Below are 5,107 nucleotides of genomic sequence, written 5' to 3'. Positions count from 1 at the left end.
ATACATTTTACACTTACTAATATGTATTAGTAATTATATTATTTACAATTAAGTAATATAATATTAATACAATGATAAATAACTACAATAACAGCAAGTAATTATTTTCAATTTCCCTAAAAATTAGATATTGTATTGTAATTAAAATGTTACACCATATCTTGTTATTGTTAATCTAACTAACTGACTTAATGATTCAAGTATGAAAAAACACTTACTCAAGAACTTGCTCTGGGTTTTGATGTTACTGACTGGCAATTTAGCCTGGTCACAAACCCGTACCGTGTCTGGTACTGTAACTGCACAAGACGATGGCTTAGCCATACCCGGCGTTAGCGTTTCTGCCAAAGGCACACGCACCGGCACACAAACATCTGCCGATGGTAAATTCTCTTTAAAGGTACCAGAAGGCGCAACCACATTGGTATTTAGCTTTATCGGGTATGTTACTACTGATGTACCTATTACAGGCAGTACTGTAAACGTAAGGTTATCTACTAACAACAAACAACTTAATGAGGTTGTAGTAACAGGTTCTGGTGTGGCAACCAGTAAGGCACGGCTGGCTATCTCAGTAGAATCCGTTTCTGGAAAATCTTTAGCACAAACTCCACAGGCATCGCTTGACCAGGGTTTAGTTGGTAAAATTCCGGGTGCGCAAATTTCGTCTACTGATGGAAATCCCGGTGCAAAAACCAATATTTTATTAAGGGGTATCAATACCGTACAAGGTGGTACATCGCCAATGATATTGGTTGATGGCGTTGAATCTCGCATAACTGACATTAGCTTACTTGACCCAAGTACTGTAGATCACATTGAGGTTGTACAAGGTGCAGCTTCATCAACTATTTATGGAGCTCAAGGTGCAAATGGTGTAATCCAGGTGTTTACCAAAAAAGGCACAATAGGTAAAACCAAAATTGATGTGTCTAGTTCTGTAACTGCTTCTTCCATTATTAACTCTGGTGATGTGCACCAAGCCAAATTAAGTAGCTTTTTAACTGATGCTAATGGTAATTTCATCAATAGCAGCGGTGCTATTATTGCCTTAGATCAGGACGGCAAGTATTCGGGTGTAGTATGGAAATATGGGGGAACCGGTTTTCCGTCGGCCATGGCCAACCCTGCAAATATTGCTGTGCCACAATACGGCACAAATTTAAAGTACTACGATCACTTTAAACAAGTATTTAAAACTGCTTACACTACTAACTATAGCGCGGCGATATCCGGCGCAAGTGATAAAACAGATTATAATATTGCCATATCCAATAACCATCAGCAAAGTACTATAAAAACTGCGGGCTATAACGAAAGGACTAACTTTACTACCAATGTGGGTACCGAACTGTTTAAAGGTTTTACGCTACGTTCAACAACTCAATTGGTTTACAACAAAAATAACATAACCCCTGGGTTGGGATTGAATATTGGCACTGGCAGCGGTAATGGCGGCGGTTTATACAGTGTAGAAAACAGCTCTCCATTTTATGATCTGAACAACAGACTGGCCTCTGGCGACTTTCCCAATTCTTTAAATTCAGGAACGGTGAGTGTGAATGGATCAAACCCTTTCTACCGTTCCCAATATGGCAGCCAGGTAACCAACCGGATGGACCTTTTACAAAACTTGCAAGCCAATTATAAAGTAAACAAATTCTTAGAATTAAATGCAAAATATGGTTTGAATTACAGCCATCAGGAATATAACCAAATTTATAAAGACCAGTCGAACAACCAGGCTGCTTTGGACGAAAAAAGCTACGTAGGGGGTGCTTTAAATGGTTCACTTTATAAAGAAACTTATACTGATGTATTCCAAAATTTCAACGGTTCTGCAACGATCAGAACTGATTTTCAAAAAGACTTTAATAGTAAGCTACCGATTACAACCAGTACTTTAATACAATATGACTATAGAAAAGATGTTAAAAAACAATTTAACACACAGGGTATAGGACTGCCAAGCTATGAGATTTATAATTTCCAGCAAACCGGGGCAACATCGGTATACGGTGATTCTACTACACCTTTTATAACCTTTGGTTATGTAGTAAACCAAAAAGTTGATTACGGAGATTATGGTGGTATTTCCGGTGGTTTCAGAAGCGATTATTCTTCTGCATTCGGCCAGGGCTCTAAACCATTTACTTTCCCTAATGCCAACGCATACATCCGCCCATCATCATTTAATTTCTGGAAAAACCATAAAATAGGTGAAATATTCCCTGAATTTAAACTACGTGGAGCATTCGGTAAAGCAGGCATCCAGCCAAAGCCATTTGATAGGTATCCAACTTTAACTACAAATACAATAGGATCTGCATTAACCTTTACAATCCCTGCCGATGCAGCTAATGAAAAGTTGGCTGTAGAAGTCTCTAAAGAACTTGAAGGTGGTTTTGATTTAGCTATTAAAGGATTTTCTGGTAACTGGTTTAGCAACTTTACTTTAAGTGGCACTTACTGGGACAGAAAAGGAAATAACATTATCTATAAAGTTAGCGTGGCACCTTCTACAGGTGCGTCAACTATCTTAACTAATGCTATTGATCTTGCATCACATGGTATCCAGGCATCATTAACAATGAACGTTTTAAAAGCAAAAGATTTCAACTGGAATTTCACTACTAACTTCAGCAAGCAAACGTCAACCATTACTAACATCAACGGCCCGGCCATAATTTTAGGTGCAGCCGCAGGAAGCACTCAACTAGCTTTAGTTCCTGGCCAAAAAATTGGTCAAATCTATGGATATAAAGCCTTAACAAGCCTTACCGAAACTAACCAAGAAGGTGTGCGTTACATTAGCGACGCTAATTTGAGCGGCTATGAAATAGTAGATGGCAGAGTAGTAAATAAAACTACAAAAGGCATTCAATTTGCTAACGAAGTATCATCTCTGGGCGATCCCAATCCTAAATTCAATGCTTCATTCATTAACTCGTTCAATTACAAAAAATTCACATTTGGGTTTCAGTTTGATTGGGTTTATGGCAGCCACCTTTACAACCAAACCAAACAATGGATGTATCGCGACGGCATAAGCGGAGATTATGACAAAGCAGTTACTATTAATGGGCAAACTGCCGCATACACTGCTTATTATAGAAGTGCTTACGCCGATTTCTTCGGTGCTCAAAATGGTGCGCGTAACGGCACGAAAGATTATTTTTACGAGAGTGCATCTTTCCTGAGACTACGTAATGTATCATTGGGTTATGATTTTTCAAGTTTACTTCCGAACAAAATTTTCAGAAGAGTAGCCTTAACCGTTTCAGCCCGTAACATCTTAACTGTAACCAAGTACACAGGTTTAGACCCTGAAACCAGTTCTGGTACAAACAACTCAGCATTTGACAGAGGTGTTGATCTTGGATCTATGCCTAACTTAAAATCATACATGGTTGGATTAAATCTTGGATTTTAATTGCTTTTAAAACTAACAAAATGAAAAAACACAAATACATACATATTGGATTGATGATAGCGCTTTTATTTAGTGTTGCATCATGTAAAAAGGAATTGGATGTAAAAAATCCAAACTCACCAACGCCGGATCAAGCGAAAACTGAAACAGGTATTATATCCCTGGCTACTGGTGGTGTTTATATTAACGGTTTCCAAAATGGCGATAGCTGGTTAGGAGATAGTTATTTTTCACTTCCGATGGGTTATCATGAGCTACTAGCAGATGATGTTTCTGCAGAAGCAGCAAATCAAAATGTTAATATTGTTAACGTTCCTGATTACGTGATACTTGATAATGGAACTAAAATTTCTACTTCATCCCCTCAAAAGTCAAACTTAAGGATCAACAACGCGCGAAATAAGCAGAGCCAGAATATGTTTTATTATGAGTGGACTAACATGTACGCCATGAATAATGCAATTAATCAGGTATTGGCACTTGTTGATGATGTTCATTTTTCTGGTGACGCTACTACCAGGAAGAACACGATCAAGGCATGGTGTTACTGGTGGAAAGGTTATGCTTATGCAAAAATAGGCTCTATTTACTATGCAGGCTTAGTTAACAATACACCTAATACGCTTAACCCAAATTATGTTAACAGTGCTGCTATTATTGCAGAATCAGATAAAAACCTGAGTGCAGCTGCCGCAATTTTGGGTGCCATCACCAGCACAAGCGATTATACAACCATAATGGGCGAATTGTTACCCTCTATGTCGCAAGTAGGCTTAGGTACTGTACCTACACCGGCCATGTTTATCCACAGTATAAACACCATGAAAGCCAGAAACATTTTAGCTAATACAAGGGTTAGCGCCATGACGGCTACGCAATGGAATGCAATTTTAACATTAGTTACTAATGGTATTACCAGTACTGACAAAGTATTTACCGGCAGAACCAATGAATCTGACATCAATGGCTGGTTTAGTGCGGGCGGTGGCACAGTAGCTTCCCTATCAGCAGGAGATCCTGCATCAACTACGTTTAAAATAAGTGAGCGTTTGGTACAGGAATTTAAAACTGGTGACAAAAGATTTACCAACAATTTTGCATCCTCCCCATATATAAATCAGGTGGGTGGCTTTACATTTAGCAGCCGCTGGAAATTATATGATGGAATACAAAAGCAAAGCCCTTTAAATGGTGCTATTGTTTTAGCAAATTCTACTCCGGGTGCATATGAGCTTTATTTAGCAGGCACCTATGAAGAAAATGAACTGATGAAAGCTGAAGCGCTGATCTATTTAGGCCAAATTGATTTAGGCCTTGCAAGTATAGATCTTGTTAGAAATGCTCAGGGTGCAGGCTTAGCAGCTGTATCTGGAACAGGCTTAACATTGGCAGCAGCAAAAGAAGAGTTACGCAGAGAAAGGCGCGTAGCACTTGTATTTAGAGGCACCGCATTTTATGACGCCAGAAGATGGGGCGTTATTGATGATGTTTCTAAAGGTGGTGGCAGAACGAATGCTGTTGTTTATACTGCAGCAGGCGTGCTTAACACCAAAGCTACCATCAATTACAACTTCCTTGATTACTTTGATGTGCCGGCTGATGAGTTTGTATTAAACCCGCCAGCAGCAGGAAGTGCAGCGATTGTAAATCCAAACTAAGCATCTGCCTTACGTT

General features: G+C 39.0%; 2 protein-coding genes. Both read left to right on the top strand.

The window, feature by feature from the left end:
- Positions 1–202: 202 nt before the first annotated feature.
- Positions 203–3,433 carry a SusC/RagA family TonB-linked outer membrane protein gene (locus tag RG47T_RS06735; RefSeq protein ID WP_074488710.1) on the top strand — a complete coding sequence of 1,077 codons (3,231 nt, stop codon included), beginning with the start codon at positions 203–205 and terminating at the stop codon, positions 3,431–3,433.
- 20 nt (positions 3,434–3,453) lie between these two features.
- The gene (locus tag RG47T_RS06730) at positions 3,454–5,091 is read left to right on the top strand and encodes a RagB/SusD family nutrient uptake outer membrane protein (protein WP_074488709.1); all 1,638 of its coding nucleotides are present in this window, start codon (positions 3,454–3,456) and stop codon (positions 5,089–5,091) included.
- Positions 5,092–5,107: the final 16 nt, after the last annotated feature.

It is taken from the genome of Mucilaginibacter polytrichastri (assembly GCF_001911425.1).
In the GTDB taxonomy this organism is placed as follows: domain Bacteria; phylum Bacteroidota; class Bacteroidia; order Sphingobacteriales; family Sphingobacteriaceae; genus Mucilaginibacter; species Mucilaginibacter polytrichastri.
Note: the sequence above shows the minus strand (reverse complement) of the source record. Positions and strands in the feature narration are given on the sequence as shown.

Coding starts and splice junctions, on each gene's coding strand:
- RG47T_RS06735 (WP_074488710.1), top strand. CDS start 203: ATGAAAAAACACTTACTCAAGAACTTGCTCTGGGTTTTGATGTTACTG.
- RG47T_RS06730 (WP_074488709.1), top strand. CDS start 3,454: ATGAAAAAACACAAATACATACATATTGGATTGATGATAGCGCTTTTA.